This is a genomic window from Megasphaera stantonii (genome assembly GCF_003367905.1).
Lineage (GTDB): Bacteria > Bacillota > Negativicutes > Veillonellales > Megasphaeraceae > Megasphaera > Megasphaera stantonii.
The window spans coordinates 26,180-51,023 of sequence record NZ_CP029462.1; the positions used below are offsets into that span (position 1 = coordinate 26,180).

19 protein-coding genes and 4 tRNA genes are annotated in these 24,844 nt (G+C 55.3%); 17 read left to right on the plus strand and 6 right to left on the minus strand.

The annotated features are described in order from the left end of the window. Positions 1-42: 42 nt before the first annotated feature. Together DKB62_RS00100 and DKB62_RS00105 are read right to left on the minus strand one after the other, a co-directional pair. The gene (locus DKB62_RS00100) at positions 43-369 is read right to left on the minus strand and encodes a DMT family transporter (RefSeq protein WP_107195536.1); all 327 of its coding nucleotides are present in this window, start codon (positions 367-369) and stop codon (positions 43-45) included. Beyond that, complete coding sequence (locus tag DKB62_RS00105; RefSeq protein WP_198643453.1) at positions 359-727, minus strand: DMT family transporter; 369 nt, start codon at positions 725-727, stop codon at positions 359-361. Before DKB62_RS00105 ends, DKB62_RS00100 begins: the two co-directional genes overlap by 11 nt. A gap of 100 nt (positions 728-827) precedes the next feature. On the opposite strand from DKB62_RS00105, the gene DKB62_RS00110 reads away from it, so the two are divergent. Then, the gene (locus DKB62_RS00110; protein WP_087477352.1) at positions 828-1,646 is read left to right on the plus strand and encodes a MerR family transcriptional regulator; all 819 of its coding nucleotides are present in this window, start codon (positions 828-830) and stop codon (positions 1,644-1,646) included. 87 nt (positions 1,647-1,733) lie between these two features. Here the strand turns inward: DKB62_RS00110 and DKB62_RS00115 are convergent. The 4 genes from DKB62_RS00115 to DKB62_RS00130 form a co-directional block, all read right to left on the minus strand. Beyond that, positions 1,734-1,810 (minus strand) — tRNA-Arg (locus DKB62_RS00115). A 10-nt stretch (positions 1,811-1,820) separates the two neighbouring features. Continuing rightward, positions 1,821-1,894 (minus strand) — tRNA-Gly (locus DKB62_RS00120). Between the two features lie 11 nt (positions 1,895-1,905). After that, a tRNA-Pro gene (locus DKB62_RS00125) sits at positions 1,906-1,982 on the minus strand. Between the two features lie 179 nt (positions 1,983-2,161). After that, entirely contained in the window at positions 2,162-3,265 is a 1,104-nt protein-coding gene (locus DKB62_RS00130; protein WP_107195535.1) for an NADH-dependent flavin oxidoreductase, read from the minus strand. A gap of 211 nt (positions 3,266-3,476) precedes the next feature. Here DKB62_RS00130 and DKB62_RS00135 point away from each other — a divergent pair, with 211 nt between their 5' ends. The 16 genes from DKB62_RS00135 (at position 3,477) to DKB62_RS00210 (ending at position 24,842) form a co-directional block, all read left to right on the plus strand. Next, on the plus strand, positions 3,477-5,996 hold the full coding sequence (locus DKB62_RS00135) for an excinuclease ABC subunit UvrA (protein WP_107195534.1): 2,520 nt from the start codon (positions 3,477-3,479) through the stop codon (positions 5,994-5,996). 63 nt (positions 5,997-6,059) lie between these two features. Further along, the gene (locus DKB62_RS00140; RefSeq protein WP_107195533.1) at positions 6,060-7,589 is read left to right on the plus strand and encodes a cobyric acid synthase; all 1,530 of its coding nucleotides are present in this window, start codon (positions 6,060-6,062) and stop codon (positions 7,587-7,589) included. A gap of 2 nt (positions 7,590-7,591) precedes the next feature. Next, complete coding sequence (gene cbiB / locus DKB62_RS00145) at positions 7,592-8,536, plus strand: adenosylcobinamide-phosphate synthase CbiB (protein ID WP_087477356.1); 945 nt, start codon at positions 7,592-7,594, stop codon at positions 8,534-8,536. Beyond that, the gene (locus tag DKB62_RS00150; protein WP_107195532.1) at positions 8,536-9,393 is read left to right on the plus strand and encodes a GHMP family kinase ATP-binding protein; all 858 of its coding nucleotides are present in this window, start codon (positions 8,536-8,538) and stop codon (positions 9,391-9,393) included. Before cbiB ends, DKB62_RS00150 begins: the two co-directional genes overlap by 1 nt. A gap of 5 nt (positions 9,394-9,398) precedes the next feature. Then, positions 9,399-10,478, plus strand: coding sequence for a threonine-phosphate decarboxylase CobD (gene cobD, locus DKB62_RS00155; protein ID WP_107195531.1), 1,080 nt, complete (start codon positions 9,399-9,401; stop codon positions 10,476-10,478). A 263-nt stretch (positions 10,479-10,741) separates the two neighbouring features. Beyond that, the gene (brnQ, locus tag DKB62_RS00160) at positions 10,742-12,070 is read left to right on the plus strand and encodes a branched-chain amino acid transport system II carrier protein (protein WP_107195530.1); all 1,329 of its coding nucleotides are present in this window, start codon (positions 10,742-10,744) and stop codon (positions 12,068-12,070) included. A gap of 135 nt (positions 12,071-12,205) precedes the next feature. Further along, the gene (locus DKB62_RS00165) at positions 12,206-13,582 is read left to right on the plus strand and encodes an amino acid permease (RefSeq protein ID WP_087477360.1); all 1,377 of its coding nucleotides are present in this window, start codon (positions 12,206-12,208) and stop codon (positions 13,580-13,582) included. A 327-nt stretch (positions 13,583-13,909) separates the two neighbouring features. Further along, positions 13,910-13,985: transfer RNA gene (locus DKB62_RS00170), tRNA-Ala, on the plus strand. Positions 13,986-14,113: 128 nt separating this feature from the next. After that, positions 14,114-15,283 carry an SLC13 family permease gene (locus DKB62_RS00175; RefSeq protein WP_107195529.1) on the plus strand — a complete coding sequence of 390 codons (1,170 nt, stop codon included), beginning with the start codon at positions 14,114-14,116 and terminating at the stop codon, positions 15,281-15,283. A gap of 115 nt (positions 15,284-15,398) precedes the next feature. Then, positions 15,399-16,748 carry an MATE family efflux transporter gene (locus DKB62_RS00180; RefSeq protein ID WP_107195528.1) on the plus strand — a complete coding sequence of 450 codons (1,350 nt, stop codon included), beginning with the start codon at positions 15,399-15,401 and terminating at the stop codon, positions 16,746-16,748. A gap of 70 nt (positions 16,749-16,818) precedes the next feature. After that, on the plus strand, positions 16,819-17,646 hold the full coding sequence (pgeF, locus tag DKB62_RS00185; RefSeq protein ID WP_107195527.1) for a peptidoglycan editing factor PgeF: 828 nt from the start codon (positions 16,819-16,821) through the stop codon (positions 17,644-17,646). 4 nt (positions 17,647-17,650) lie between these two features. After that, the gene (locus tag DKB62_RS00190; protein WP_107195526.1) at positions 17,651-19,783 is read left to right on the plus strand and encodes an ASKHA domain-containing protein; all 2,133 of its coding nucleotides are present in this window, start codon (positions 17,651-17,653) and stop codon (positions 19,781-19,783) included. 30 nt (positions 19,784-19,813) lie between these two features. Next, on the plus strand, positions 19,814-22,276 hold the full coding sequence (locus tag DKB62_RS00195) for a homocysteine S-methyltransferase family protein (protein ID WP_232818743.1): 2,463 nt from the start codon (positions 19,814-19,816) through the stop codon (positions 22,274-22,276). Between the two features lie 12 nt (positions 22,277-22,288). Then, complete coding sequence (locus tag DKB62_RS00200) at positions 22,289-23,110, plus strand: MBL fold metallo-hydrolase (RefSeq protein WP_095628830.1); 822 nt, start codon at positions 22,289-22,291, stop codon at positions 23,108-23,110. A 9-nt stretch (positions 23,111-23,119) separates the two neighbouring features. Beyond that, the gene (locus DKB62_RS00205; protein WP_107195524.1) at positions 23,120-24,100 is read left to right on the plus strand and encodes a Gfo/Idh/MocA family protein; all 981 of its coding nucleotides are present in this window, start codon (positions 23,120-23,122) and stop codon (positions 24,098-24,100) included. Between the two features lie 205 nt (positions 24,101-24,305). Continuing rightward, positions 24,306-24,842 carry an ECF transporter S component gene (locus DKB62_RS00210; protein ID WP_107195523.1) on the plus strand — a complete coding sequence of 179 codons (537 nt, stop codon included), beginning with the start codon at positions 24,306-24,308 and terminating at the stop codon, positions 24,840-24,842. Positions 24,843-24,844 lie beyond the last annotated feature (2 nt).

Sequence of the window (24,844 nt, forward strand, 5' to 3'; positions counted from 1 at the left end):
CGTCTGATTCGCCAGACTACAGGTAAATCCGTTTTCTAGTTTTTATACGAGCTTAATCAATACGACGCCGGCAATCATCGTCGCTACGCCGCATATGCCCAGGGGACGTATGCGCAGGCCGAAGAAGCGGGCGTCTACGGTCGTTGTCAAGATCAGGCCCAGGGCGCCGAACATGGCGTAGGCGATGCTCAGATCCATGATGCGGATGAGATGGGCCAGGCAGAGGAAGGACAGGACGACGAAGGAAAGAGCGGCTATGCCGTATCGCTTGTGCGTAAAACCATTTGATTTTTTCAGGCAAATATTGGCGCACAGGTCTAACCCAACGGCGCCGACGAGGAGCAGTATGCCCAGAAGATTAACCGTCATGAGAAACAGCCTCCTTTTCCGGCAGGGACGTGCCCAGTTTAATCATGGCGAGTCCTGACAAGATGACAAAAAATCCTAAGAGTTTCAGCGGCGGCATGGGTTCGTGAAATACGGACCAGGCGATGCATACCGTGCCGATGAGGCCGACACCTTCCCATACGGCATAGGCCAGGCTGATGGGGATGCGGACGACAGCTTTACTGAGGGCGAAATAAGAGAATAACATACAGGAAATCATCGTAATATAGCCTTCGGAACCGCCCTGCATGGTAAAGAACTTCATCGACGACGTGCCCGTCAACTCCAGCATAATCGCTAAAAACAACATAGACCAACAATACGCTGCGGTGTGCTTCATAGATAAAACATCCTTTCTGCTATCCTGTTGTCTTTTTTAGTTCCATTGGCTATACTAAGTATAAAGTATGGTGCAGCACCATAGTCAAGAGGTGAGTTTTATGTCAAAGAAATACCTGAAAACAGGAGAATTTGCCAGCTTGTGCGGTGTGACAAAGGATACGCTGTTTCACTATGATGACATCGGCCTGCTCAAACCGGCCCGGGTCGGCGAGAACGGCTATCGTCTCTACGGCCTGTACCAGCTGGATACGTTCGATTTAATCAGCGTGCTCAAAGAAGTAGGGCTGACCTTACATGAAATCAAAGCGTATATTGAACGGCGAAATACGACGGAGTTTTTGCAGATGCTCAAAGAGCAGGACAAAGCCCTGGCGGCGGAAATTGAACGATTGAAACGCTTGCGGCGTATTTTAAAAAATACCATAGAGACTACGCAGAAGTCTCTTCATGTTCCTATCGACACTATTCAGTTTGTAGAAAAAGAGGAAGAATACTTTATCATTACGGACGGCCAGCGGAAGCAGGATGAAAAGTCCGTCGTAGAGGCAATCAGCGAACACTTCAAATACTGCAACGCCCACCGTACGTACAACACCTTTACAATCGGCGAAATCATCGGGGAACAAGCGATTGCAGATCGGACCTATTACACGCAGTATTATTGCTCTAAAATCGACAAGCCCGTCCGGAGCAGGCACTGCCACGTCAAGCCGGCCGGCTTGTACGCCGTCAAATACATACAGGACTCGTACGACATGCTGCCCGAGGCGTATCGGCAGTTTGTCAACGAGGTGCAAGCCTTGGGATACAGGCTGTGCGGCAAGATATATGAAGAGGATATGCTCAATTATTTGACGGAAAAAGACGACGAAAACTATTTGCTGCGAATTGAAGGGCAGGTAGAGCCTGTGACCTGAGCGATGTATACGAAGAAAGCTATTGACTTTTGCAGACAAAAAAAGAAAGCATGAGGACGACGATGCGTATCTCATGCTTTCTTATATTGGTGACCCAGTAGAGATTCGAACTCTAGACCCACAGCTTAGAAGGCTGTTGCTCTATCCAGCTGAGCTACTGAGTCATAACGAAAATGGAGCGGGTGATGGGAATCGAACCCACGTAACCAGCTTGGAAGGCTGGCGCTCTACCATTGAGCTACACCCGCATGCTGCGATATGGTCGGAGCAGCAGGATTTGAACCTGCGACCCCCTGGTCCCAAGCCAGGTGCGCTACCAAACTGCGCTATGCCCCGCCAACAAAAAGTATTATATCGTGAATGAGTAATTTTGTCAAATTATTTTTTCACAAAGACGAGGACTATCGTATCGGCCCTTATCTATCCCAAAGCAATAGCCCGGCGAGGTTGGGCTCGTCGGGCTATATTGCTGCGTGATGAAAGAGCCGGCGTGACGCAGCGGGCGTTTTGTACGTTTACAAAATGCGTTCCGGCGCGCGGCTGGAGAGAATTTTAAATGCCAGAGGAGAAATTTTCAGGATCTCCCTGTCTTCCGGCGCTAGCTTGGTACGGATTGCTTCGTCGTGCCCGTTTAAAAGCTTCGCAGCCCAGTTCGGGTCGATCAGGGCGGAACCGCCGACGGCGGCGATATCCGAGTGTTCGAGGGCCTGCTGTACGTCGCTGCGGGTCTGGATGTTGCCGACGGAAATGATGGGCAGCCGGCCGCGGACGGTTTCGTCAATATGCGCGAGAATCGGCTTGCCGCAGTATTCCGGCTCGGTAACCGTGCTGGTAATATGGCTTTGGGAAATATGCAGGTAATCCAGCTTCAAAGAGGCGAGCTTGTCTACGAGGTACAGCGTATCGCCGAGGGCAATGCCCGGCGTCCATTGCTCGCGCGGAGACAGGCGATAGCCGACGATAAAATCTTTGGCTCCCATTTCCCGGACTGCGTCTAAGACGGCGTCGGCGACGGCCAGGGGAAAGGCGGCGCGGTTTTCCAGCGAGCCGCCCCAGCAATCGGTCCGATTGTTGGAATGGGGAGAGAAAAACTGATGGATAAGATAGTTATTGGCCCCGTGGATTTCTACGCCGTCAAAGCCGGCTTTCATCGCGCGGACGGCGGCGCCTTTGAAATTTGCAATGACTTCGGCAATTTCTGCATCAGTCAAGGGACGTGGCGTACGGTATCCTTTCAAGGGCGCGGCGACGTCGCCGGCCGATACTAAATCATAGCCGAAAATAGCATCCTCTTCGGCCATGCGGCCGGCGTGGAAGATCTGCATGATCGCCTTAGTGCCGTTTCGTTTGATTGCGGAAGCCATCTTGGACAGGCCGGGAATAAATGAATCGTCGTAAATGGCTTCTTCACCGAGCCAGCCGCGGCCGTTCGGCTGGATGTAGGAACAGCCTGTAATGTACAGGCCCACCTCGCCCGTACGGGAGGCGTAATAGTCGACTTCCTGCGGCGTGACATAGCCGTGGGGGTCGCTGAGGCAGACTGTAAGCGGAGCAATGGCCAAACGGTTTTTCAGCACAACGCCGTTGGGCAGCGTCAGTGTATCGTGGAATGAACGCATCGTATCACCTCTCTATACCATGTAAGTTGATTAAAAAAGTATAAATTTATAGGGCCATTATATCATGAAACAGAGGCGATGCAAAGAGTGCCGATACAGTTCGTCATAAAAGGCACCGTCATTGTCATAGTGAAATCAGAAGCAATCAATGATACAATAAGAAGAACACCGAATCTTGTTGTCGTCGGCGAAGGAGGCATAGCTGTACGGTATGGAACAGAATAAACGCGGGGGCGCGGCGCCCGACTGCATTCAGATACGGGGCGCGCGAGTCCATAATTTAAAAAATCTCGATATAGACATCCCTTTGGGGAAGTTGGTAGCCATAGCCGGCGTATCCGGCTCAGGGAAATCGTCGCTGGCCTTGGGCGTATTATATGCCGAAGGGTCGCGGCGGTATTTGGAAGCCTTGTCAGCCTATACGAGGCGGCGCATGACCCAGGCAGCGGAAGCGAAGATCGACAGCATTGAAAACGTGCCGGCGGCCTTAGCCCTTCATCAGCGGCCGGCTGTGCCGGGTATCCGCAGTACCTTCGGCACGGCGACGGAACTGCTGAACAGCCTGCGCCTATTGTTTTCCCGTCTCGGCAGCCATCGTTGTCCCAACGGCCACTATTTGGAGCCGTCGGCTGCCGTGGCTATGGGGAAAAGGCTCGTTTGTCCTGTATGCGGCGTTGCATTTGACGGTCCGGCGGCGGAGGATTTTTCTTTCAACAGCGGCGGAGCCTGCAGGACCTGCGGCGGCACGGGCATCGTGCGGACTGTCGACGAGGCGTCGCTGGTTCCCGACGAATCCTTGTCCATCGACGAGGGAGCTGTCGCGCCGTGGAATTCTCTCATGTGGTCCCTTATGACCGACGTGTGCCGGGCTATGGGCGTCCGTACAGACGTGCCCTTTTCGGAACTGACCGATAGGGAACGGGACATCGTCTTTCACGGCCCGGCAGTTAAAAAGCACATCTTTTATAAGGCGAAGAGCAGCAACCAGGCCGGCGAACTGGACTTTACCTATTACAATGCCGTGTATACCGTAGAAAATGCATTGGCGAAGGTCAAGGACGACAAGGGTATGAAGCGCGTAGAAAAATTTTTAAAGCAGGACGTCTGCCCCGACTGCGGCGGCACCCGCCTTAGCGAGCGGGCCCGGTCGACGCGCCTCTGCGGATTGGATTTGGGTGAGGCCTCGGCGATGACGCTGGATGCCCTTATCCCGTGGGTCCAGGCCGTACCGGCGGCTATGCCCGAATCGCTGCGAGACATGGCTGACAGTATAGCGGCTCAATTTCTCCATACGGCGAAGCGCCTTGTGGAATTAGGTCTGGGATACTTGTCTATCGACCGGGCCGGCGCGACGTTGTCTACCGGCGAGCGTCAGCGCGTCCAGCTGGCCCGGGCTGTTCGGAACCGTACGACAGGCGTGCTGTACGTGCTGGACGAGCCGTCTATCGGTCTTCATCCGGCTAACGTCGACGGCCTTCTGGGGATGCTGGGCGATCTGACTGCACATGGAAACTCCGTCGTCCTCGTAGACCACGACGTGCAGGTCCTGAAAGCGGCGGACTGGCTCATAGAAATGGGCCCTGGAGCCGGAGCGCACGGCGGCCGCCTCGTCTGCGCCGGTACGGTGCAGAATGTAGCTCTGAATCCTTCGTCGCGTATCGGGCCCTTTCTTGCAGGGAGCGGCTCGCCAGTTGTGCGCCGGCGGGCTGATAAAGAAACGATGTTTGACTATGGAACGATACGCATGGTTTCCGGGCCGATTCACACGGTTCAGCCGTTAGACGTCGCGCTGCCCAAAGGAAGGCTAGTCGCTGTGACCGGCGTGTCCGGATCAGGCAAGACGACGCTGATTTTGGAAAGCCTGATACCGGCGCTGCAGCGTCAGGCCGACGGGCAGCCTCTGCCAGGACATGTCCTGGCCATAGAAGGCGGCGGCATACGAAGGGTCCACCTGATCGATGCCGCGCCGATCGGCGCAAATGTCCGCTCGACAGTAGCGACGTACAGCAACGTCCTGGACGACCTGCGCCGGGTCTATGCGGCCCTGCCGGCAGCGAAGGAAAAGGGCTATGGCATGAAGGACTTTTCTTACAATACGGGCTCGCTGCGCTGCCCGGCCTGCGACGGCACGGGACAGATTACGATGGACGTGCAGTTTTTGCCCGACGTGGCTGTGACTTGCCCGGCCTGCGGCGGCTCGCGTTACGGCAAAGAAGCCGCAGCCATTAGACGTCCGGCAAAGGACGGCGGCCAAGGGCTGTCTCTGCCGGAATTGATTGCACTGACAGTGGAACAGGCTTTGGAAGCCGTAAAGAACGTGAAAAAAGTCCGCGACCGCTTGCAGACATTAGTGGATTTAGGACTAGGGTACTTGACCCTCGGCGAAGCGACGCCGGCCTTATCGGGCGGTGAAGCCCAGCGGCTGAAGCTGGCCGCCGAAATCGGCAGGGGACAGGACAAGGCGCTCTTTGTCTTTGACGAGCCGACGATTGGCTTGCATCCCTTGGACGTGCGCAGCCTCATTGCGATTTTTCAGCGCCTCATCGACCAGGGAGCGACAGTAATCGTCATCGAACACGACCTGGACATGATTGCCAACGCCGACTATATCATCGACATGGGTCCCGGCGGCGGTGCGCAGGGCGGCCGCATTGTAGCGGCAGGGACGCCAGGAGACATCGCGGCGGCTCCGCAGAGCGCGACTGGACGATATCTTCGCCCTTTGCTATAATCAGAGCGGCGAATGGTAAGCCGATGAAGTTATAGATATGAAATTGGAAAGGAGCATGACGGCATGGCCGAATATATTATGCTGCAGGGGACGAGTTCCCATGTCGGCAAGAGCGTATTAGCCGCGGCACTATGCCGCATTTTTCTGCAGGAAGGAAAGAGCGTCGTCCCTTTTAAGGCGCAAAACATGGCGCTGAACTCCTATGTGACGGCTGACGGCCGGGAAATGGGCCGGGCCCAGGTGGCGCAGGCCGAAGCGGCAGGATTGGAGCCGGCTGTCGATATGAATCCTGTCCTGCTCAAGCCTACGGGAAACTCCTGCTCCCAGGTTATCATCGACGGCCTGTCCGTAGGCAATATGTCCGCTAAGGAATACCATAATGGATATGCCTTGGAGGCCTTTTCGGCAGTACAGAACGCCTTGTCGCGCCTGACAAAGGCCTATGACACTCTGGTCATCGAAGGGGCCGGCAGTCCGGCGGAAGTAAATTTGAAACCATACGATATCGTAAATATGCGCGTAGCTAAATATCTGCATGCGCCGGTCCTTCTCGTAGCCGACGTCGACCGGGGCGGTTCGCTGGCAGCCTTGGTAGGTACGCTCGCATTATTGGAGGAAGACGAACGGGATTTGGTCAAGGGGCTCATCGTCAATAAATTCCGCGGCGACGTATCCTTGTTTGCCCCGGCCGTAGACTTTTTGGAGAAGAAGACCGGCAAACCCGTCTTAGGCGTCATTCCCTATATAGAAAATTTAAACATTGACGACGAGGACTCGGTGTCATTGGAGGATAAGCCGGCAGATAGACAGGAAGGCGACCTGGATATTGCCGTAATCCGCCTGCCGAAGATTTCCAACTTTACCGATTTTGACAGCCTTCAAGGCGAAGGGGACGTATCCCTGCGCTATGTCCGCGAGGCGGCCGAGCTGGGCCGTCCCGACGTCGTTATCCTCCCGGGAAGCAAGAATACCATTGAAGATATGGCCTGGCTGCGAGACAGCGGCATGGCGTCAGCCCTTTACCGGGTGCTGTCGGCAGGCGCGCCCGTCGTCGGCATCTGCGGCGGATATCAGATGCTGGGCCGGTATATTTACGACCCGGATCATACGGAGTCGTCGACGGAAGGCATAGGAGGATTGGATTTGCTGCCCATAGAAACGACCTTTACAGCCGGGAAGACCTTAGCCCAGGTCAAAGGCGAATGCTGCGGCCTGCCGTTTTTAGGGCAGGCGCTGTCGGCGGAAGGGCTGGAAGGCTATGAAATCCATATGGGGCATACGGCTGATGCCGAAGCAGGGCTGCTTCACCCCATCGTTGTGACGGAGCGGTCTCAGCAGGCCTGCCATGTCGTGCACGGCACGGCACGACGCGACGGCTTGGTTTGGGGGACGTATATGCACGGTATATTTGACAACGACGCCTTCCGTCGGGATTTCCTCAACTGCCTGCGGCAGCAGAAGGGACTGCAGCCCTTGGCGGTGCGGCGGAATTTCCGGGCGGAAAAGCAGAAGAGCTACGACCGGCTGGCTGCCGTCGTCCGCGCGCATTTAAACATGGATATGCTGCGGCGCATCATGGCTGGGAGGGACTGATTATGGCGGTTATCTGGGCGCTGCTGTTCGACACGCTGTTAGGCGACCCGCGCGTCAAAATACATCCTGTGGCACTGATAGGGTCGCTTATCGCTTGGCTGGAACGGATATTTTACCGTTCGGCAGCAGGAAAAAAGGAGCAGTTCCTTGCCGGCATGGTCTTGTCTATCATTGTTCTGCTGGCCGTATATGATATCGTTTACGCCGTCATGCTGGGGATATCGTATATAGACAATGCCTATGTATCCTATGCGGCCGAAGGATTTATCTTGTTCTGGACGATTTGCCCCCGCAGCCTGGCCCAGGCGGCCAACGAAATCCGTCATTATTTGCTTCATCACCGCCTGCGCATCGCCCGGGCGAAGGTAGGATGGATTGTCGGCAGGGATACGGAGAACCTGAGCGAGGGCGAGGTCGTGCGGGCGACGGTCGAAACGGTAGCGGAAAATACGATCGACGGTATTTTGTCGCCGCTGTTCTTTTTTGCCCTCGGCGGCGCGCCCCTGGCGGCATGTTACAGAGCGGCGAATACCCTCGATTCGATGATTGGCTACAAGAATGACAAATACTTGTATTTCGGCCGGTTTGCTGCCCGGCTGGACGACGTGCTCAATTACATACCAGCCCGCATCGGCGCATTGCTGTACATCCTGATGGCCGCGTTGCTGCGCTATGACTGGAAGGGAGCGTGGCGCATCGTACGGCGCGACGCGTCCAAGCACCCCAGTCCGAACGGGGGCTATGCAGAAGCTGCCGTAGCCGGCGCGCTAGGCATTCGGCTGGGCGGATATAATTCCTATTTCGGCAAGGTTTCCTTCCGGGCCTATATGGGCGATCCCAGGCACGAGCTGGGGCCCGGCCATATTCGTCAGGCCGTCCATCTCATGTATGCTGTTGCGTTGTCTGCGGCGGCGCTGACGGCGTGGTACTGCTGGCAGGTGGCGTGATGGAATTGATCGTGCGCGTTCCTGGTTCGTGCGGCGAGCTGGCGCAGGGCTACGCCAACGGAGAACCTTTTCTCATTACCTGCCCTATCGACCGCTGCGCCGAGGCCGTTGTCAAAGACGACGGCCTTCGATGTATTGACGCCGGGGAAAAATCGCGGGCCGCTTTGGCAAAAACGCTGCAGTATCTGGGCGTCAGCCAGTTTCCGTTCAGCCTGTATGTGACGTCGGAGCTGCCGGCAGGGAAGGGGATGGCGTCGAGTAGCGCCGACATAGGGGCCGTCGCTGTAGCCGTTGCAGCGGCTTGCGGACGGTCGATAACGGAGCAGGAAATCGCTTCCATCGCCGCGTCTATCGAGCCGACAGACGGCGTATTCTGCCGCGGCATCGTGGCAATCAATTATCAAACCGGCAACATACTTCATTCTTTTGGCGTCATGCCGGCCTTGGCTATTGCTATGTTCGATTTGGGCGGGACCGTCGATACGCTGGCCTTTCATGAACAGTACGATGAAGCCGCCAGGATGTACAGCATTGACGCGGAGCAGATACTGCCGCTGCTGACGCCGCCATATACGGCGGAAAAGCTGGGAGCTGCCGCGACGTACAGCGCCCTGGCCCATCAACGCGTCGTCTGTAAGCCGCAGCTGCCGGCGCTGCTGGAACTAGGGAAGGCATTCGGAGCTGTCGGCGTGAATATCGGTCACAGCGGCACGGTTTGCGGGTTGCTGTTTCCAGAACGTTGCTCTTTACAATGGCTTGACGACTGCGTGGGACCATACGCAGCGGAACGGCTGGCGGCGGACTATATGGGCGCGGCTTCGTTAAGCGGCGGCGGATGGACTATCGAGAGGAGATGAGGGCCTTGCCCGAACGATTTGAACACGGCGGAAACGTATACATACCTAATGAAGGCAGGAAGTGGCTGGATTTCAGCGCCAACATCAATCCTCTCGGATTGTCGGAATCGGTCCGTACGGCGATTGCGGCGGAAATCGATACAGTCGTCCACTACCCGGACCCGCAGGGGCGGCGGCTCAAGGAGGTTTTGAGCAGCTATTACGCCGTGCCGGAATCCGCACTCCTGCTGGGGAACGGCGCGGCTGAACTATTTTACGTGTACATGCACTGTGTTCGGCCGAAGCGCGTTCTCATTCCCGTTCCCTCCTTTAACGAATACGAGCGGGCGGCGTTGGCGGCGAGGGCAGATGTAATTTATTGCTATATGAAATGTGAAGACGGCTTCGCCATGCCTGTCAACGAATTGCGCCGGCAAGCCGGCAACGCAGACTGCATCCTGCTTGGCAATCCCAATAACCCGACGGGAACGCTGACGCCGGCAAGCGACATAGAGTCCTTGGTATGGACGGCGCAGAAGGCCGGGACAGACGTTGTCGTCGACGAGTCCTTCCTCGATTTCCGCAGCGATAGAGAGCGGTACGCCGCCCGTTCGCTGGTAAAGCAGTATGACAACTTGTTCGTCGTACAATCCCTTACGAAATATTACGCTGTTCCCGGCTTGCGCCTGGGCTTTGCCGTCGTGCCGGAGGGGAAACGCAGGTGGCTGGAAATGCACAAGGATGTGTGGAACGTCAATTGCCTGGCCCAGTCCGCCGGCATCGCCGCCCTGAAAGACAGGGCGTATCAGGAGAAAACGCAACAATACGTGCGGAATGCGGCAATGCGTTTGTACGAAAAAGTACGAGCCATACCCGGGCTGGAGCCGCTGCCGCCGACGGTTAATTTTATGCTGACCGACGCTGTGGGAACGGGACTGACAGCCTGTCATATCGGCGCCGTGCTGCGCAACGAGGGTATACTAATTCGCGATTGTGCTAACTATCCCGGCCTGACGCCCTTTTATTTTCGCCTCGCCGTGCGGACAGAGGAAGAGAATGAAATGCTTTGCAAAGCCCTTAAAAATGTTGTTTCTATTGAAAGTTAAAGGACGGTATTTAAATTTTACCGTCTTTTTATTGCCCAACATAAGTTACAAAAATCACATATTTATTAAATTTAAATTAAAATGAAATTAGAAGAACATTAAAAGTAGGGTTTGCAAATGATTTTTTTTTGATTTTATGATACAATAACATCATAGATTAGATAACGTAATCGCAAAGATTAAATTATTTAATGTATGCTACACTTTATTCCCGTCCTTATTTATATGTAGCGAAAAATTTAAAAGGGTTAGGAGGAATTCATATGGGAGAAAAGAAACAAAACAGAACCGTAGCTATCGGGTTAATGCTGTTCGCCTTGTTCTTTGGCGCCGGCAACTTGATATTCCCGGCATCTATGGGGCAGAACGCAGGCGTGAATGTCTGGTGGGCCGTTTTGGGCTTCGTTCTGACAGGCGTTAGCCTTCCGCTGCTGGGCGTACTGGCTATCGGCTATTCGGGCTGTAAAGACTTGGAGGAGCTGGCAGGCCGCGTGCATCCGAAGTTCGGATTGTTCTTCGCAGTTATTTCATCGCTTACGATCGGGCCTTGCTTTGCTACGCCGAGAACGGGCAGCGTTTCCTATGAAATCGCCGTTCGTCCGTTCTTGTCTGACGGCGGCAGCGACATGGTTATGACCATATTCCTGGTCGTTTTCTTCGTCGTTTCGTGGTGGCTGTCCGTATCGCCGAGCAAGCTCGTTGACCGTATCGGCAAGATTCTGACGCCGACCTTGCTGTTTGTCATTTTAGTTCTTATCGTTAAGTCGTTCATTACGCCGCTCGGCACGCCTCTTGAAGCGACGGAAAAATACGCGACGCCTATGCTGGCGACCGTACAGGGCTTCATCGACGGCTACGGCACGATGGACGCCATCGCATCGCTTATCTTCGCTATCTTGGTCGTAGAATTCGTCGTAGAAGACGGCACGTCTACGCCGGAAGAAGTGACGAAGGAAGTATTTAAGGCCGGCATCATCGCCGTCGGCTGCCTGGCTTTCGTCTACATCTTTATTTCCAAGATCGGCGCCGACAGCGTTATGGCATTCGGCATTCAGGACACGGGCGCGCCGGTACTTTCCAAGAGCGCTATGATCCTCTTCGGCGACGTAGGGGCTATCATCCTGGCTATCATCGTATTGCTGGCCTGCTTGTCCACGGCTATCGGCCTGATTTCGTCCTGTGCGAGATACTTCAACCGCTTGATTCCGAAGATCAGCTATAAAGGCTGGGTAACGATTTTCTCCGTTTGGTCCTTCGGCGTCGCTATGTTCGGTTTGAAGACCATCATCGTTGCGGCTATTCCCGTTTTGATGTTCATTTATCCGCAGGTTGTCGCGATCGTATTCCTGACGTTCCTGCACAAGTCCTTCGGCGGCCGTCAGTGCGTATACGCTTGGACGATGGGCCTGACGATTATTCCGTCCCTCATCGCTGGTACGCAGACTGCCGGTATTTCCCTCGGCGGCATCGATACATTCTTCAATACGATGGTTCCGTTCCATTCCATTGGTATGGGCTGGATTTCCTTTGCCATCGCCGGGTTTATCATCGGCCTGATTTGGAAGGGCGCAGTAAAATCTAAAGCAAGTTAAGAAAATTTTGTTGTCAACTGCCAAGTGACATGATATACTCTTAGGCAAGCATAATAAAACAGCTCTTAGGAATCCTAATTCTTAGGAGCTGTTTTGTTCATTACGCTGAATTTGTAGTGTAAAGGGGAAAAAAGCATGAACATTTTGCGCCGTAAATCCTTCGAAGATTTGATGGAGACTACGGAAGAAAAAAAATTGACGAAAGCCTTGGGAGCGTTCGACATCACCCTCATGGGGTTGGGAATCATCATCGGGACGGGGATTTTCGTCCTGACCGGCATTGGCGCGGCTAAATATGCCGGCCCTGGCCTGATGCTGTCCTTCGTGCTGGCAGCCGTTACCTGTACCTTCGTTTGCCTGGCGTATTCGGAGTTGGCCTCGTTCCTTCCTGTATCAGGGAGCTCGTATACCTATGCCTATGCGTCGCTGGGTGAAGTATTCGGCTGGTGGGTAGGCTGGAGCCTGATTTTGGAATATTCCGTTGGAGCCAGCGCCGTCGCCGGCGGCTGGTCGGCATACTTTGTCGGTATTCTTCATTCGTGCGGCATCGATTTGCCTAAAGCGCTTACGGCCGTGCCGGCTGAAGGCGGACTCATCAATCTGCCGGCAGCCTTTATCGTCCTCGTCACGACGGCGCTGCTGGTCATCGGCGTAAAGGAAAGTACCCGTGTAAACCGGATTCTCGTGTACATCAAAATCGGCACGATTTTCGTATTCCTGTTTTTAGCAGCTCCCCATATTGAACCGGCGAATTGGCAGCCCTTCCTGCCGTACGGCATTCACGGCGTCGCCGCCGGCACGGCTGTGCTGTTCTTTGCTTACCTTGGTTTCGATGCCTTGTCCACAGCGGCGGAAGAAACGAAAAATCCGAAACGGGATATGCCTATCGGCATCATCGCCGCCTTGGCTATCTGTACGATTTTGTACATCGCCGTATGCGCCGCTATGACCGGCGTCGTGCCGTATCCCCTTCTTGATACGGCTGCTCCGGCATCGTTTGTATTGGAATACATCGGCCTTCATTTAGGCTCGGCTGTCGTCGGCACCGGCGCATTCTGCGGGTTATCGACAGTTGTACTGTGCATGCTCTATGCCCAGAGCCGGGCCCTCTATTCCATGAGCCGCGACGGCCTGATGCCCATGAGCTTGTATAAGGTCCATCCGAAATTCCACACGCCGTATATTATTCAGATTGTCGTCGGCATTCTCGTTGCGTGCATCGCCGGTTTCACGCCGATTCACATCGTCGCCGAAACGTGCAGTGCCGGTACGATTTTCGCTTTCCTGTGCTCGTGCGTCGGCATTCTCGTTCTGCGCCGCAAATACCCGGACAAGCCGAGAGGTTTCCGCTGCCCGGCAGTACACGTCATTGCTCCCTTAGGGTTTATATTCTGCGCCTTTGTCTTTTCCCAGCTGTCGTGGCATACGCTCGTGCTGTTTGCCATCTGGTCGGTTTTGGGCTTGGTCATTTACTTGGCTTACGGCTATGGCCACAGTACGTTAAACAAGTAAAGCCGTTGGAAAAGGCAGAAGAAACTGCATTTCAAGGGATATATCTGTAAAACTGAAAACACCGCATCCTGCAGTTGTCCTGTGCGATGCGGTGTTTTTGGCTAAGTAAGACCACTAGCCTTGAAACCTTGTGCAGCCCGTTTAGAGCAGCTGTACCTTTCAAAGGATTATCTTTGCAGGTAATGGTATCGTTTTCTTTTTCTCCTGTTTTCAAGCGTTTGATCTATTGTGAGGCTATGAAATGACGTTTTTGCTAAGGGAATGGCAGGAAAATTAAAAATAGGACTTGTAAAACTCCATGAATCTTGTATAATAAATACATGTCATGGGGATGTAGCTCAGCTGGGAGAGCGTACGGTTCGCATCCGTGAGGTCGAGGGTTCAAGCCCCTTCATCTCCACCATGAAAAAGACCCTGAGCGGGGTCTTTTTTTTTGTGAAAAAATTGAATGCAGCTAGTAGCATTCTGCCGTGCGGCATGCTATAATACAGTAGCTTACTAGAAATCATTGCAGGGAGGAAGACAAGCCGAATGAAAGTACAACAGCGAGTACGAGTTGCCATGTCGGTTTCCGTACCGGGAATAGCCGCGCTGAAGCGGATAGAATTATATATGCGGCAAAATCCGGATTTGACGATAGCTTCGTTGTTTGCCTTAGCGACGACGATTGCCGTTCCCGTTTCGCCGGAGCAGCTGGTCGGGAGCATCAACGCGCCGCTGCTGGCGACGTTGTTCTGCCTGATGGCGATTATTGCCGGCTTTCGCCGCGGCGGCGTCTTGACCTATGCCTACGGGCGATTGTTTTCCGGAGCCGTATCGGCGCGCCGTCTCGTGCAGTTTTTCGTATTCAGCTGCTTCTTTTTCTCCATGGCCGTGACGAACGACGTGTCGCTCATCATCTTTGTGCCCCTGGCCATTGCCGTACTTTCGGCGGCAGGCATGGAAGACCAGCTATTGTTTGTCCTGACCTTTCAGACGATTGCGGCGAATATGGGCAGTATTCTAACGCCTATCGGCAATCCGCAGAACCTGTTTATCTATTCCTATTATCAGATGAATTTAGCCGAATTTCTTCGTATTACGGGGCCGCTGACGGCGTTCAGCGGGCTGCTGCTGTGGGCTGTTACGTATTATATTCCCAAGACGGCTGTCTCCGTGCCCGACGGCGAGGCGCCGACGATGGGGCGGCGAAAAGGGCTGGTCTTTGCCCTGTTGTTTGGGGTGTGTATCTTAGCAGTCCTGCGCCTGATCACGCCGCTGGTGATGTTTCTCATCGTCTGCCCGGCCTTGGTTTTGGCGGACAGGCGGGTATTTCGCGACGTCGATTACAAGCTGCTCTTGTTGTTCATCTTTCTATTTATCGGCGTAGGCAATATCGGCCGTCTGCCGATTATGACGGCAGGCCCGGCTCAGCTGCTGCAGGGCCATGAGTTTATGCTGTCCCTTCTGCTCAGCCAGGTTCTGAGCAACGTGCCGACTGTCGTTCTCCTCGCTCCCTATACGGATGCAGCGCGGGAACTGCTGCTGGGCGTCAACGTCGGCGGCTTGGGTACGATTATCGCTTCTATGGCCAGCATCATCTCTTTTAAGGCCTACTTGGGAACGGCTCATTGCCGTCCTCTGCGGTATTTGGCCTTTTTTACGGCGGCAAACGTCGTGTTTTTAGCCGCTGTCTTGGCAATGGAAAGCGTTTTTATCTAATTCCATACGAATCTACTAAAAGTCATCTGTGGACTTTTCCGGACATTGTCATCTTTTAGCCACACGATTGTCGTCATGCAGTCGTGCGGCTTTTTTGCGTGTAGGAGGTAATTGTATGAACGAAACCTTTATGAAAGAGAAACCGATATTGCCGCTCATCGCGTCTATGTCGCTGCCGGCTGTCGTATCGATGATCGTCAATTCATTATATAACATTATCGACAGCTTTTTTGTCGCCATGATCAGCGAAGATGCCCTGACTGCCGTATCACTCGTATTTCCCATGCAGAACTTCGTCAACGCCGTGAGCATAGGCTTCGGCGTCGGCCTGAACGCGGTCATTTCCATCTGCCTGGGAGCTAAGCAGAACGATACAGCCCATACGGCGGCGACGCACGGCATGGTACTATCCGTTGTCCACGGCGTCGTGCTGACAGCCGTGACCTTCGCCCTGATTCCGTCTTTCCTGCGCATGTTTACCGACGACGAGGCTGTCGTATCCATGGGGCTAACCTATGCCTATATTGTTTTTGGGTTTTCTACGATATTGACCATCGGCCTGGCCTATGAAAAGATGTTTCAAGCCGTCGGCAGGATGAATGTGACGATGATAGCCCTTATCTGCGGATGTCTGACGAATATCGTCGGCGATCCCATTTTGATTTTCGGCTTCGGCCCCATTCCGGCTATGGGGATCGCCGGCGCGGCCTGGGCGACGGGACTGGGGCAGACCGTGTCGCTGGCCGTATACCTTGCCGTATGCCGGTATAAGCCTCTGCAGGTACGTATTTCGTCGGCCTATCTGGTATGGAATCCCCTGCTGGATAAGCGCCTATACGGCATCGGCATTCCCGCCGTGCTCAATATGGGCCTGCCGTCGCTGCTCGTATCGGCTCTCAACGGCATGCTGGCGCCCTTTTCGCCGATATACGTCGTCATCCTCGGCATCTACTATAAACTCCAGACCTTTTTGTATATGCCGTCCAACGGCATCATTCAGGGCGTGCGGCCTCTTATCGGCTATAACTTCGGCGCAGGGGAATACGGCCGCGTCGGCGCGTTGTATAGGACGACGTTAGGGCTGAACAGCCTCATCATGATCGGCGGAACCGTTGTCTGCTTTGCTGTTCCAGATGTACTCATAGGTTGGTTTACGGAAAATCCCGAAACGATACGCCTCGGAGCGTCGGCCCTGCGCATTATCAGCTGCGGCTTTATCGTGTCGGCCCTATCCGTTACGGCGTCGGGAGCTCTTGAAGGACTGGGGAAGGGCGTACCGTCCCTGCTGATTTCCCTCCTGCGCTACGTCGTCGTCATCATTCCGGCAGCGTTTGTCTGTGTCAGCCTGTGGGGCCCCGACGGCATTTGGCACTGCTTTTGGATAGCGGAAGGCGTTGCGGCATTGCTGGCCTTCTTCATCTACAGGAGAACGGCGTCGGCTGCCATGGGGAAGGCAGGTAAATAGCTGGTTTTTTCAGGTATTTTTCTGTATAATGGTAACGATGTCACTTGTATGTCAGCAAGGAGGAACTGCGATGCTGCAAGAAAAAAACGGTATTTTTTATATTACCTTTGATATATTTAAAGCGCTGTCTAATGTGACCGCCGCCGTATCGGCGCGGAAGGGCGGCGTGAGCGGCGCTCCCTTTGCATCTCTCAACATGAGCTTTTCCAGCGGCGACGATCCGCGGCATGTCCTGGAAAACCGCCGCCGCTATTTGTCGGCCCTGCACGTCGTGCCGGAACACATCATCTGCTGCAATCAGGTACACGGCGTCAACGTCGTTCAGGCCGGACGAGCCGACTGGGGACGGGGGGCCTTGGAGCGGGAGAGCGCAATTCCGTCGTGCGACGGCCTGATGACCGATGAAGCCGGCGTGCCGCTGACGATGAATTTCGCCGATTGCACGCCCTTGTTGTTCTGCGATCCCGTGCACCATGCTGTCGCCGTAAGTCACGGCGGCTGGCGGGGAACGGCGGGAAACATCGCGGCAGAGACGCTGCGGCGCATGGGCGAGGCCTACGGCACGAAGCCGGATGACGTGCTGGCTGCCATAGGGCCGGCTATCGGGCCCTGCTGCTTTGAAGTAGGGCAGGAAGTCGTCGATGCATTTGCCAAGCTGTTTTCTCCCCTGGAGATGGAAGAACTGACCCGGCCGGCAGGAAATAAATACTATTTCGATTTGCCGAAGGCGAATCGGCTGCTTTTGCTGCGCGCCGGCATTCGGGCGGAGCATTTGGAAGATGCAGGCCTTTGCACCTATTGCCGCGACGACCTCTTTTTCTCGTACCGAAAAGCCAGCAAGGCCGGCGAACAGACGGGTCGCCATATGGCGGTTATCATGTGGAACGAAGGAGACTGAGGCCGTGAAGGATATTCGCATCATTGCAGGACGAGATATTCGGCCTGACGCCGCGGCATCCCTGGCTTTGGCCGGATATGGAAAGGACGAGGCCAGTCAGGCCCAGGGCAAGGCCTTATTTGCCGAGCTGGAGCGCCCCGTCCGTCAGGTTGTCCGGCCGAAAGCCGCCCTGGCCTTTGCCGACGACGGACAGGGGCGTATGGGATTGTACGCCGTCCTGACTATAGGGGCTGCCGTGAGCCGGCAGAGTGCTATGTACGTCGCCCGCAAGGAGTATTCGGAGGCCGTCCTGTTCAGCGCCATGGCGGACAGCTGTCTGTTTTCTTTCGAACGGCAGCTGGGCGAAGCGATACGGGGCCTTTGCCGTGAAAAGGGCTGCGGCATTGCCAGTCGGCATGAGGCCGGCGTGGACTGCGGCTTTTCCCTGCAGGAACAGGCGGTGCAGGCCGTCGAAGCCGGACGTACCTTAGGCGTGACCCTGACGGAGCATCATATGCTGCAGCCCGAGAAATCCATGGCAATTTTATATGAATTGACAGACGACCCGGACGTATTTCATATAGAACACGATTGCCGGCGCTGCGGCAATGCGTCCTGCGCCTTGCGGAAGGAAGAGACGCAGGAAGAGTATATTCGTTGTCCCAAGGGCATGCGTATCAGCCGATGGCTGCGGCAGCAGGGATATATGGACAGCTTTCCCTGCGGCGAAACGGGCCGGTGCGGAAAATGCCGCGTCCGCGTCGCAGAAGGGACGGTCGCCGCATCGCCGGAGGACCGCGAACTGTTTACGCCTGCCGATTTAGCTGCCGGCTGGCGGCTGGCCTGTAAAGCCGTACCGTCAGAAGATGTGCAGATTGTGATTCCCAAGGGGAACCGCGGCGTTCTGGCGGTCCTTGGCCAAGATGGCGACGCCCATGAAGCAGACGCCGGGCATTCGTACGGCCTGGCCGTCGATATCGGCACGACGACGCTGGCTCTTTCCTTGGTAGATACGACGACTGGCCGCACGGTTCATACGATTACGGCGGCTAACAGCCAGAGGGCCTTTGGAGCCGACGTCGTAAGCCGCATACAGGCAGCGAAGGGCGGCAAGGGGCCGCAGCTTCGCAAGGCTGTCTGCCATGATTTGCAGCAGATGTTTCACCAGATGTGGGATACATATCCGCAGGCTAAGGAACGATGCCTGAAGGCTGCCGTTGCCGGCAACACGACAATGCTCCATTTGCTGATGGGCTGGGACTGCGGCGGGTTGGGTTCCTGGCCCTTTTATCCTGTCTCCTTAGGCGGAGATTGGTACTTGTGGAAGGATGTATTCGGCAAGTCCGATGGGTTTTCCAGTCAGCCCGTCGCCTTGCTTCCAAGCATCAGCACCTACGTAGGGGCTGATATAACGGCCGGCATTTGGGCCTGCGGCCTCATGAAGCCGGAAGAAACGACGCTTCTGATCGATTTAGGGACGAACGGCGAAATGGTTCTGCGCAGCGAAGCAGGCCTTCTGACGACGGCGACGGCTGCCGGTCCGGCATTGGAAGGAGGCAGCCTGCAATGGGGAACGGCCAGCGTATCCGGAGCCATCTGCGCCGTGACGATGAACGGCGTCCGGCCGAAGGTACGGACCATTGACAGCGCGCCGCCTGTCGGCATCTGCGGTACCGGCGTTATCGAGGCTCTGGCGGGCCTCGTCGAGACAGGTCTTGTCGATACGACGGGAAAGCTGAAGGAACCGTATTTTCGACGGGGTTTTCCCTTGGCGACGACGCTGGACTGCGAGCAGATCGTCATGACGCAGAAGGATATCCGCGAGGTTCAGTTAGCAAAGAGCGCCATCCGTGCCGGTATTGAGACCCTTCTCTACGAAGAACGGATGACCTGCGAAGATATAGACCGCGTGTATGTTGCCGGAGGGTTCGGCTATTATTTGCAGCCGGCCAAGGCCGCGGCCATTGGATTGCTGCCGCCGCAGCTGGTTTATAAGACGGCAGCGGCCGGCAATACGTCTCTGGCTGGAGCTGCCGCCGTACTGGCCGACGAAGCTGTTTTGGATGATATGAAGAATATCTGCCGTCATGCCGATGAGGTCATACTGGCCAATAACGACTTTTTTCAGTCGGCATACATCGAATACATGAATTTTTAACGCTGCGGCGTTATATATAAGGGGTAATGGATGATGACACGAGAAGAATTTCGCTGCCTGCTGGAGCAGGGAATCGTAGTCCTGGACGGGGCGACGGGGACGAATTTGCAGCAAGCCGGCATGCCTGTCGGCGTATGCCCGGAGCAGTGGATATTGGAACATAAGGAAGCCCTGCTGGATTTGCAGCGCCGCTTCGTGGAGGCAGGGACGCAGATCCTCTATGCGCCGACCTTTACGGGAAACCGGCTGAAGCTGGCCGAATATGGTCTGGAAGACAAGCTGACGCAGATAAACGGAGAACTCGTCGCCCTCTGCAAGGAAGCGGCCCAGGGCAAGGCCTATGTTGCCGGCGACATGACGATGACGGGGCAGCAGCTCTATCCGATGGGCGAGCTGACGTTTGACGAATTAGTATCTATCTATAAAGAGCAGGCGAAGGCCTTGTATGACGGCGGCGTCGACTTGTTTATTGTCGAAACGATGATGAGTCTCCAGGAGACGCGGGCCTGCGTGCTGGCCATTAAAGAAATCTGCGATTTGCCGATTATGGCCAGCCTGACCTTTGAAAAAGACGGCCGCACCCTGTACGGTACGCCGCCGGAAGCAGCCGTCGTCGTGCTCCAGTCTCTCGGCGTCGACGCCGTCGGGGTGAACTGCTCGACGGGACCGGAAGACATGGCAGCTATGATTCGGACGATGTACGATTACGCTGATATTCCCTTGCTGGCCAAGCCTAACGCTGGATTGCCGGAATTGGAAGACGGCCGGACAGTGTATCGCATGACGCCGGAAGAATTTGGCCGCGACGGCAAACTTCTCGTCGAAGCGGGGGCCCGCATCGTCGGCGGCTGCTGCGGCACGACGCCGGAACACATCAAGGCTTTGAGCGGCGCCGTGCGGGATATGCCGCCCCGACCGATTCGGGCCGTACGCCGCCGTGTACTGGCCTCGGAACGGCAGGTGACGGAAATTTCCTTATCCGGGCCCTTTCAGATTATTGGCGAACGCATCAATCCGACGGGGAAGAAGGCCCTGCAGGCGGAACTGCGCCAAGGGAAGCTGTCGTTAGTCCGCCAAATGGCCCGGGAACAGGAACAGAACGGCGCGGCGATTCTCGACGTCAACATGGGCACGAACGGCATCGACGAAAAGGCTATGATGGTCAAGGCTATTTATGAAATCACGGCCGTATCGGGATTACCTCTGAGCATCGACTCGAGCTATCCTGAGGTCATTGAAGCAGCGCTGCGCATATATCCCGGCCGTGCCCTGATCAATTCTATTTCCTTTGAACGGGAAAAGATAGACAAGCTCCTGCCGATCGCCAAAAAATACGGGGCCATGTTTATCGCCTTGCCCTTGTCGGACGAAGGCATTCCCGCTTCGCTAGAAGAAAAGCATGCCGTATTGGATGCCCTGTTGGCCGAGGCCTACGCCCAGGGTTTTACGAAAGAAGATATCGTCGTCGACGGCTTAGTCGCCACTGTCGGCGCAGCGCCGTCAGCGGCTCTCGACTGCCTGGCAACGTTTATCCACTGCAAGCACGGCCTGGCCCTGCCGACGGTATGCGGCTTGTCCAATATTTCCTTTGGCCTGCCTGGCCGGGCTTATGTCAACATGACCTTTTTGGCTATGGCTATTGCCAGCGGCCTGACCATGGCTATTGCCAATCCGTCGCAGGACATGCTCATGAACGTCGCCGCGGCGTCGAATATGCTTATGAACAAAGAGGGCGGCGATATGGCGTATATCAAGCGGATGCAGTATTTTACCGCAAAGGAAGAAGAACGAAAGCGGCAGGAAGCGGAAACGGCACAGCGCTCTCAGGCAACTGGAGGGCAAACTGCTATCCTATCTTCCGATAAAGCGGCTGCCGATCCGGTATATCAAGCCGTCCTCGATGGGGAACGCGACGCCGCTGTCCGCTATGCTGAAGAAGCCGTAGCTCGGGGCATGTCGCCGGAGCAGGTTATCGACGAGCTCCTGATTCCGGCCATTAACCGCGTCGGAGAGCTGTACAACCAGCAAGTGTATTTCCTGCCCCAGCTCATCGCCAGTGCCAGCGCTATGGAACGGGCTATTGCCCTGCTCGAGCCGCTTATTGAAAGGAAAGGCCAGAAAGAATCGGCTACGGTCGTCATCGCGACGGTAGAAGGCGACGTCCACGACATCGGCAAGAACCTCGTCGGCCTGATGCTGCGCAACTACGGCTACCGCGTCGTTGATTTGGGAAAAGACGTGCCCGCTTCGGCCATCGTTGCCGCGGCGCTGGAAGAAAAGGCTTCGATTATCGGTTTATCGGCCTTGATGACGACGACGATGATGCGCATGAAGGACGTCATCGCCGAAGCGGCGGCGAAGGGCTACGGCGGCAAGATCATCATCGGCGGAGCCGCCGTAACGGCCAGCTTTTCCGATGAAATCGGCGCCGACGGCTATTCGAAGGATGCGGCGGACTGCGTCAAGCTCGTGTCGGATTTGTTGTCCTGCTAGGAGGAAACGCCTGTGAAGCTGCGAATATTAGTAGACAATTATACCTTTATCGACCAGTACTACGTCGGCGAGCCCGGCCTTTCCTACTATCTGGAAGAAGACGGCAAGACATGGCTGTTTGACGCCGGCTATTCAGATATATTCCTGAAAAATGCCTTTTCCATGAATCTGCCGATGCATGCCCTCGACGGCGTCGTCATTTCTCACGGCCATAACGACCACACGCGGGGCCTGCTGTATCTGCACGAATGGTATGAGAAGCTGGGACGCTACGGCGTGCCCCTGCTGGCCCATCCGGCGGCCTTTGCTCCCAAACGCGTCGGAACGCTGGACATCGGCTCGCCAATGACGGCTGAAGCCCTTTCAGGCGTTTTCGCCCTGCGCTTGGAAAAGCAGCCCTTATGGCTCAGCCCTAAGCTGGCGTATTTGGGAGAAATCGAAAAGACCAATTCTTTTGAAGGCCATCGTCCTATCGGCAAGACGAAGGTCGGCGGCCAGTGGGAAAGCGATTTCGTTTGCGACGACACGGCGCTGTCCTATCGGTCGGAAGATGGGCTGGTCGTCATTGCCGGCTGCTCTCATGCCGGTATCTGCAATATTATCGAGCAGGCCAAGCGCGTCTGCCGGGACGAGCGGATTGCCGCCGTCGTCGGCGGATTCCACTTGATGAATCCGGATCCAGATGTATTGGAGCAGACCGTTGCCTATTTTAAGGCCCTTCAGCCCGGCGTCGTCTACGCTGCCCACTGCTGTGATTTCCCGTCGAAGCGCGCCTTAGCCGACGTCGTGCCGGTCAGGGAAGCCGGCGTAAATTTGGAGTTGGAATGGGTATAGGAGGTCGTTATGAATCAACTGCGGTATAACTGGGCGATAATCGGCTGCGGTACTATTGCCCATGAATTTGCCCAAGGTGCGGAACGCCTCGGCGGCCGCATATATGGCGTAGGGAACCGGACCCGGGAGAAGGCCGTAGCCTTTGCCCGGCAGTACGGCATAGAAACAGTGTACGACCGGCCGGAAGACGCGGCGCACGATCCCAACGTAGACATCGTCTATATCGCCACGCCCCATAATCGTCATATCGAATACATCCTGCCGGCGCTGCAAGCGGGAAAGCACGTCTTATGTGAAAAGGCCATTACCCTCAACAGCGGCGAGCTGAACCAGGCCATGGAAGCGGCACAGGAAAATGGCTGCATTTTAGCCGAAGGCATGACATTATATCACATGCCTTTGTATGAAGAACTGCGGAAGCGCTTCGAAGGGGGAGCGTTAGGCCGGCTGCGCCTGGTGCAGGCCAGCTTCGGCAGCTATAAGCCGTACGATATGACCAATCGCTTTTTCAGTAAGGAACTGGCTGGCGGCGCGCTCCTCGACATCGGCGTGTACGCCTTATCCTTTGCCCGCTGGTTTTTATCGTCCAAGGCGACGCAGGTCCTTTCGCAAGTCTCCTTAGCGCCGAGTGGCGTAGACGAGCAGTCCGGTATCCTCCTGCAGAATGAAGCGGGAGAAATGGCCGTGTTATCTTTATCCCTTCACGCCAAGCAGCCTAAGCGGGGCACGGCCGTTTTCGACAGGGGATATATAGAAATCTATGATTATCCCCGCGGCAGTAAGGCTGTCGTTACGTATACAGATAACGGCCGCCAGGAAATCATAGAAGCCGGCCATACGGATATGGCTTTATGCTATGAAATCCTGCACATGGAGCAAGCAGCAGCAGGCGAAGGCAACGCCATGTATTTGCAGTATACGGCCGACGTGATGGAAACCATGACGACGCTGCGGCGGCAATGGGGATTGACTTATCCCGAAGAAGTATAACGATATTCATGAAAAAGGCTCTGATCAGGGCCTTTTTTTGTATGCTTTTTGGCAGCAAAAACAAAAAATATGGGGATGTCTAAGTGATTTGACAGAAAAAACGCAATCTGTCCTATTTACTATGGCGTTTTATTGTAATAAAATAAGGTACAGATTAAAGAACATCGTCTTGTGCCGGCGTCGAGACCGAAAGGAAGGATGCGTTATGTATTCGCACACAGCAAGAAGACAACAACCTGTTTCGACAAAATCACTTTGCATGACTGCCGTTTGTATGGCTGTCGTATTTATGATGACGTTTATGCCGCGTATTCCCATTCCCTTTGGCTATGCGCACTTAGGCGACGCCGTTATTTTTCTGCTGATCCTGTTTCTTCCGCGCCGTCAGGCTGGATTCGCCGCATCTATCGGCTCGGCATTTTCTGACTTGTTAGGCGGATTCCCCATATGGATTCTTCCGACGCTGGTTATCAAATGGGTCATGGTAGAGATAGTTTTCCGTATGGCTGCGATACCCGCAGCGGGAGAACGGCCCTCGGTCTTGTCCATGCGGATGCTGCTGGCCTTTTCTGTATCGGCGCTGTGGATGGTCATTGCCTATGCCGGGGCAGGCGCCTTGTTATACGGCAGCACCGGAGCCGGCTTGCTCATGACGCCGGGACTGATCGGTGAAGGAGTGATTAACGTCGCAGCGGCTATGGCCGTCGGAGCGGCATTGCAGAAGGCAGCGGAGTGTTTTTAGGG

Excerpts from the sequence above, each read along its gene's own strand:
- DKB62_RS00100 (WP_107195536.1), bottom strand. The coding sequence starts at position 369 with ATGACGGTTAATCTTCTGGGCATACTGCTCCTCGTCGGCGCCGTTGGG.
- DKB62_RS00105 (WP_198643453.1), bottom strand. The coding sequence starts at position 727 with ATGAAGCACACCGCAGCGTATTGTTGGTCTATGTTGTTTTTAGCGATT.
- DKB62_RS00110 (WP_087477352.1), top strand. The coding sequence starts at position 828 with ATGTCAAAGAAATACCTGAAAACAGGAGAATTTGCCAGCTTGTGCGGT.
- DKB62_RS00130 (WP_107195535.1), bottom strand. The coding sequence starts at position 3,265 with ATGCGTTCATTCCACGATACACTGACGCTGCCCAACGGCGTTGTGCTG.
- DKB62_RS00135 (WP_107195534.1), top strand. The coding sequence starts at position 3,477 with ATGGAACAGAATAAACGCGGGGGCGCGGCGCCCGACTGCATTCAGATA.
- DKB62_RS00140 (WP_107195533.1), top strand. The coding sequence starts at position 6,060 with ATGGCCGAATATATTATGCTGCAGGGGACGAGTTCCCATGTCGGCAAG.
- cbiB (WP_087477356.1), top strand. The coding sequence starts at position 7,592 with ATGGCGGTTATCTGGGCGCTGCTGTTCGACACGCTGTTAGGCGACCCG.
- DKB62_RS00150 (WP_107195532.1), top strand. The coding sequence starts at position 8,536 with ATGGAATTGATCGTGCGCGTTCCTGGTTCGTGCGGCGAGCTGGCGCAG.
- brnQ (WP_107195530.1), top strand. The coding sequence starts at position 10,742 with ATGGGAGAAAAGAAACAAAACAGAACCGTAGCTATCGGGTTAATGCTG.
- DKB62_RS00165 (WP_087477360.1), top strand. The coding sequence starts at position 12,206 with ATGAACATTTTGCGCCGTAAATCCTTCGAAGATTTGATGGAGACTACG.
- DKB62_RS00175 (WP_107195529.1), top strand. The coding sequence starts at position 14,114 with ATGAAAGTACAACAGCGAGTACGAGTTGCCATGTCGGTTTCCGTACCG.
- DKB62_RS00180 (WP_107195528.1), top strand. The coding sequence starts at position 15,399 with ATGAACGAAACCTTTATGAAAGAGAAACCGATATTGCCGCTCATCGCG.
- pgeF (WP_107195527.1), top strand. The coding sequence starts at position 16,819 with ATGCTGCAAGAAAAAAACGGTATTTTTTATATTACCTTTGATATATTT.
- DKB62_RS00195 (WP_232818743.1), top strand. The coding sequence starts at position 19,814 with ATGATGACACGAGAAGAATTTCGCTGCCTGCTGGAGCAGGGAATCGTA.
- DKB62_RS00205 (WP_107195524.1), top strand. The coding sequence starts at position 23,120 with ATGAATCAACTGCGGTATAACTGGGCGATAATCGGCTGCGGTACTATT.
- DKB62_RS00210 (WP_107195523.1), top strand. The coding sequence starts at position 24,306 with ATGTATTCGCACACAGCAAGAAGACAACAACCTGTTTCGACAAAATCA.